Origin of the sequence: Streptomyces sp. W16 (assembly GCF_033194735.1) — a bacterium.
GTDB lineage: Bacteria > Actinomycetota > Actinomycetes > Streptomycetales > Streptomycetaceae > Streptomyces.
The window spans coordinates 1-4,450 of the sequence record NZ_JAWOAI010000677.1 but is presented as its reverse complement, the minus strand read 5'-3'; the positions used below and the strand labels follow the sequence as shown (position 1 = coordinate 4,450).

The window sequence follows — 4,450 nt, the reverse complement described above, 5'->3', positions numbered from 1 at the left end:
TGAGGCCGTGGACCGGCAGTTCGGCATCGAGGCCCTCGCCGGGCCCGGCACGCCGATCCTGACCGTCACCGAGCCGACCGAGACGGCCACCGCAGCCGCCTTCGCCCACACCGCGCTCCTGGCCGGACGGCCCGGCAACGCCGCACCGCTCGCCGAGGCCGGGCGCCTCTTCGGCCGGCTCGCGCATCTGCTGGACGCCGTGGAGGACCGCGAGTCCGACGCGGCGTCGGGCGCCTGGAACCCGCTCACCGCGACCGGCACCCCGCTCACCGAGGCCCGGCGACTGGCCGACGACGCGCTGCACGGGATACGGCTCGTGCTGCGGGAGACCTCCTTCACCGACGGCAAGTTGGCGCATCTGCTGCTCGCGCACGAACTGGGGCGCTCGGTGGACCGGGCCTTCGGCACGCAGTCGTGCGGGCACGGACCCGAGGCCGCCTTCGGCCCGCCGCAGACCCCCTACCTGCCGGGCGATCCACGGCACGACGGGAATCCCTACGGCGGCGATCCCCACGGCGGCAACCCCTTCGGCGGTGAGCCCCCGCGGCCCGACAAGCGCGGCTTCTGGGCCGGGTGCGCCGCCGCCCTCGGGCTGTGCTGCACATGCAAGGTGTGCTGTGCCGACGAGTTCGAGGGGCCGTGGTCACGGCGGCGGCGCGAGGGGTGCCGCTCGAACTGCGACTGTTCGTGCTGCGACGCCTGCGAGTGCTGCGAGTGCTGCGAATGTCTCTCGTGCTGCGACTGCTGACCGTGACGGGCAGTCACCGTCGTTGTAAACGGCGGCTTCGCGGGCCATTGCCGACCTGCGAGGCCGGGCGGGCCGTGTTTCGGCACGGTAAAACAAAAACATGATCCGGTGACCGGTGTGCCGTGGGTGTCGTTGGGCGGGAGCAGAACCATTTCTGCCTCAGGTTCGACTCTTGATCAACTCGCCATCCACTTAAGGCACTTCAGTGGACGTCACAACAAAAGGCGACCACCAGCATCCGCGCCAGGCTGCTGAGGATTCTGGTCCTCGCCCTCGCGGCCACCGAATAGATCTCCGCCTACCGCAACGCCTCCGCGACCGCCGACAACGCGCGCCTGGAGATCACCCTCCAGGGGCTTGTGCACGAGCTGCAGAAGGAGCGCGGGCTCACCACCGGATCGTGGGCGGAGCCCGGCAGTTCAGCGCCAAGCTGCCCACGCAGCGCAAGGTGATCGACACCGCGCGCCAGCAGCTGGACGTGGCCCTGAAGGGGACGCGGTCGCCGTCTCCTCCGACGGACTGCTGATCGCCGTGTCGGACGGGCTCGGGCGGACCGAGGCCGAACATCTCGCGGCGATCGTCTCGGGGTTGAGCAGCCTGACCCGCAGCGCGTCCAAGCGGTACAGCTTCGACGGGGTCAAGCTGATCACGATTGAGATGGGCCGGGGCTTCCTGCTCGTCTCGGCGACCCGGGACGGCAGCTGTCTCGGTGTCCTCGCCGACAGCAGCGGTGAACTGGGCCTCGTCGGCTACGAGATGGCGGTGCTCGCGGAGCGGGCGGGTGATCTGCTCACCCCGATGCTCATCGCCGATCTGCGGCAGGCGTTGCCACGGTGAACGGTGAACAGCCCAGAGACGTAGAACCTGACGAGGACGCGACGTTCGTCCGGCCGTTCATCATCACCGGCGGCCGGTCCGAGCCCCTCCAGGCCGATCTGCGGCTGGAGACGCTGGTCGTCGCCGTCGGCGTGCCGGATCCGTCGCTCGCTTTCGAGCGGCGCCACATCGTCGCGGTGTGCGAGCGGCCGACGACCGTCGCCGAGGTGGCGCACCGGGTCGGTGTGCCTCTCGGAGTGGCGAAAGTGCTGATCTCCGACCTCGTCGTCGCCGGGCAACTCGCCTGCCGGCAACCCGCGGAGCTGCCGCTCCCGATGCTCGAAAGGATCAGGGACCATGTCCGGGCGCTCTGACAAGATCGTGCCGCTGGCCGTGAAGATCGTGGTCAGCGGCGGCCTCGGGGTCGGCAAGACCACGTTCATCGGGGCCATTTCGGAGATCGAACCCCTCGACACCGAGGCGGCGATGACCCAAGTCTCCGTGGGCGTCGACTCGTTGGTGGGGGTCGAGGCGAAGACCACCACGACCGTCGCCCTCGACTTCGGGCGGATCACGCTCGATCCGACGATGACGCTGTATCTGTTCGGGACGCCCGGGCAGGACCGGTTCTCGTTCCTCTGGGACGACCTGGTGGAGGGCGCGCTCGGCACGGTGGTCCTCATGGACACCCGGCGGATCGAGGACTGCTTCCCGGCGGTCGACTACTTCGAGTCGCAGGGCGCGCCGTTCGTCCTCGCCGTGAACCGCTTCGACGGCGCCGACCGGTTCGACGTCGAGGAGGTCCGGGAGGCGCTGGGGCTGAGCGCGGACGTGCCCGTGCTGGAGTGCGACGCGCGGAGCCGGGACTCCGTACGGGATGTGCTCGGTGCGCTGATGGACCGGGTGATCGGGGTCCGGGCGACACCGCGACGGCGTACGGCCGCTCTGATGCGGTAGGCCTGGCGGAGGAAGTGCGGACTGAACCCGAGGGGAGGGGTGTGTGAAGGCAGAACGGGTGGAGAGGGAGAACACGTGAGGCGCACGGTCAGAGGGAGATTCAGGCGACCGGGACGCGCAGTGGGTCAGCTCAACAGGAAGAGGACCACACTCGACCGAGGTCGATGTGGGAGCGCTTGACCAGCCACTGCTGCGGATGCATGGACCAAGTGGAACAGGCATCCGGTGGGGCGTCAACCGAGATGAGACGTACTGCTCACAGTGTGGACTTCCTTGACACTGAGGGGAAACGGCGCCGTACAGTCGGTGGACGGTCCTGCTGAGGGGCTCGGCCGTACGGTGCCGCGAGGCGCCCTGTGTGAAGGCATTCGCCCGTGTTGCTCACGTCACGGAGTCTTCGCATGTCTTCCGACATTCTCACCCCCGTATTCGCCGCCCCGAGCACAAAGCCCTCACTCGTGATCGTCGGGGCCGGGCCGCGGGGGACCGGTCTCATCGAGCGCATCGCGGCCAACGCGGCCGAGCTGTACGCCGATCCGGGCGCCGAGGGTTTCGACATCCACCTCGTCGACCCCCATCAGCCGGGCGCCGGACGCATCTGGCGCGCGGCCCAGTCGCCGCTGCTGTGGATGAACTCGCACGCCGAGGACGTCACCATGTTCACCGACGAGACGGTGGTCATGGACGGCCCGGTACGCCCCGGCCCCACGCTGCACGAATGGGCGGACATCGAGGGCTCCACCTTCGCCGACCGGCAGCTCCAGGGCGCCTATCTGCGCTGGGTGCACGAACAGGCCGTGGTCGCGCTGCCGCCGGGCGTCACCGTCCACCACCATCCGCAGCGGGCCCTTCGGGTGAGCGGTCCGCGCGAGGGCCGCCAGCAGGTGTGGCTGGAGGGCCGCCCGCGCCCGCTCCTCGCCGACCTCGTCGTCCTCGCGATCGGCCACCTCGACGCCGAACTCGACGACGAACAGCGCGAGTTGGCGGCCTACGCCCGCGCCCACGACCTGGTCCACCTGCCGCCCGACTTCACCGCCGACAGCGACCTGACCTCCCTCGCGCCCGGCGAACCCGTCATCGTCCGCGGCTTCGGGCTCGCCTTCGTCGACCTGATGGTGCTGCTCACCGAGGGGCGGGGCGGGCGCCACGACGGTGACACCTATGTCCCCTCGGGGCAGGAGCCGGTCCTGTACGTCGGGTCGCGGCGCGGAGTGCCGTACCACTCGAAGATCGGCTACGAGTGGACCGGTGAACGGCCGCCGCTGCCACGGTTCTTCGGGCCCGCCGAGGTCGACGCGATACTCGCGCGGCCGGAGGGCTTCGACTTCCGGCGGGACGTATGGCCGCTGATCGAGAAGGAGTTGGGGTTCGCGCACTACCACCGGCTGTTCGGTGTGCACCCCGAGCGGACGGCGATCGCCTGGGCCGACTTCGAGGAGAAGTACGCGGCCGGGGAGGCGGCGGAGCGCGAGGCGCTCGTGGCGTCCGCCGTGCCCGACCCCGCCGACCGGCTCGACCTCGCGGCACTCGACCGCCCGCTGGACGGAGTGCGGTATCCGTCGCAGGAGGCTTTCCAGGAGGGCCTGCGGGCGTATGTCGAGGCCGATCTGAGCCGCCGTCATGATCCCTCCAACAGCCCCGACCTGGCCGTCTTCCTCGGACTGCTCTCCGTCTACGTGCAGTTGATCCGGCTCGGTGACATCGGCCCCTGGTGGCACGGCTTCTTCAGCTATCTCGCCTCCGGGCCGCCCGGACCCCGGCTGCGCCAACTGCTCGCGCTGTCCCGGGCCGGCATCGTGCGGTTCGTCGGCGCGGACATGGCCGTGACCGCCGAGGACGGGGTGTTCCGGGCGTCCAGTCCGACCGTGCCGGGCGTCACCGTCGAGGCGCGGGCGCTCGTCGAGGCACGGCTGCCCGAGCCGACCGTCG

Annotated in this window: 4 protein-coding genes and 2 pseudogenes; all 6 read left to right on the top strand. The window is 70.2% G+C overall.

Translation table 11 applies throughout. From position 1 onward, the window contains the following. Nucleotides 1–748, top strand: a pseudogene (locus R6V09_RS46915) (cysteine-rich/transmembrane domain-containing protein); the annotation flags it as partial. A 400-nt stretch (nucleotides 749–1,148) separates the two neighbouring features. Further along, nucleotides 1,149–1,274: a hypothetical protein gene (locus tag R6V09_RS46910; RefSeq protein ID WP_317887575.1), complete on the top strand. Its 126-nt coding sequence runs from the start codon at nucleotides 1,149–1,151 to the stop codon at nucleotides 1,272–1,274. Then, nucleotides 1,241–1,585: pseudogene (locus tag R6V09_RS46905) on the top strand (roadblock/LC7 domain-containing protein); the annotation flags it as partial. The gene R6V09_RS46910 and the pseudogene R6V09_RS46905, both read left to right, overlap by 34 nt. Continuing rightward, entirely contained in the window at nucleotides 1,582–1,938 is a 357-nt protein-coding gene (locus R6V09_RS46900) for a DUF742 domain-containing protein (protein ID WP_317887573.1), read from the top strand. The pseudogene R6V09_RS46905 and the gene R6V09_RS46900, both read left to right, overlap by 4 nt. Then, on the top strand, nucleotides 1,922–2,521 hold the full coding sequence (locus R6V09_RS46895) for a GTP-binding protein (protein WP_317887572.1): 600 nt from the start codon (nucleotides 1,922–1,924) through the stop codon (nucleotides 2,519–2,521). The genes R6V09_RS46900 and R6V09_RS46895 overlap by 17 nt, the downstream gene beginning before the upstream one ends. A 401-nt stretch (nucleotides 2,522–2,922) precedes the next feature. Continuing rightward, on the top strand, nucleotides 2,923–4,450 hold a 1,528-nt coding region (locus tag R6V09_RS46890; RefSeq protein WP_317887571.1), incomplete at its 3' end, for an FAD/NAD(P)-binding protein.

Excerpts from the sequence above, each read along its gene's own strand:
- R6V09_RS46895 (WP_317887572.1), top strand. The coding sequence starts at position 1,922 with ATGTCCGGGCGCTCTGACAAGATCGTGCCGCTGGCCGTGAAGATCGTG.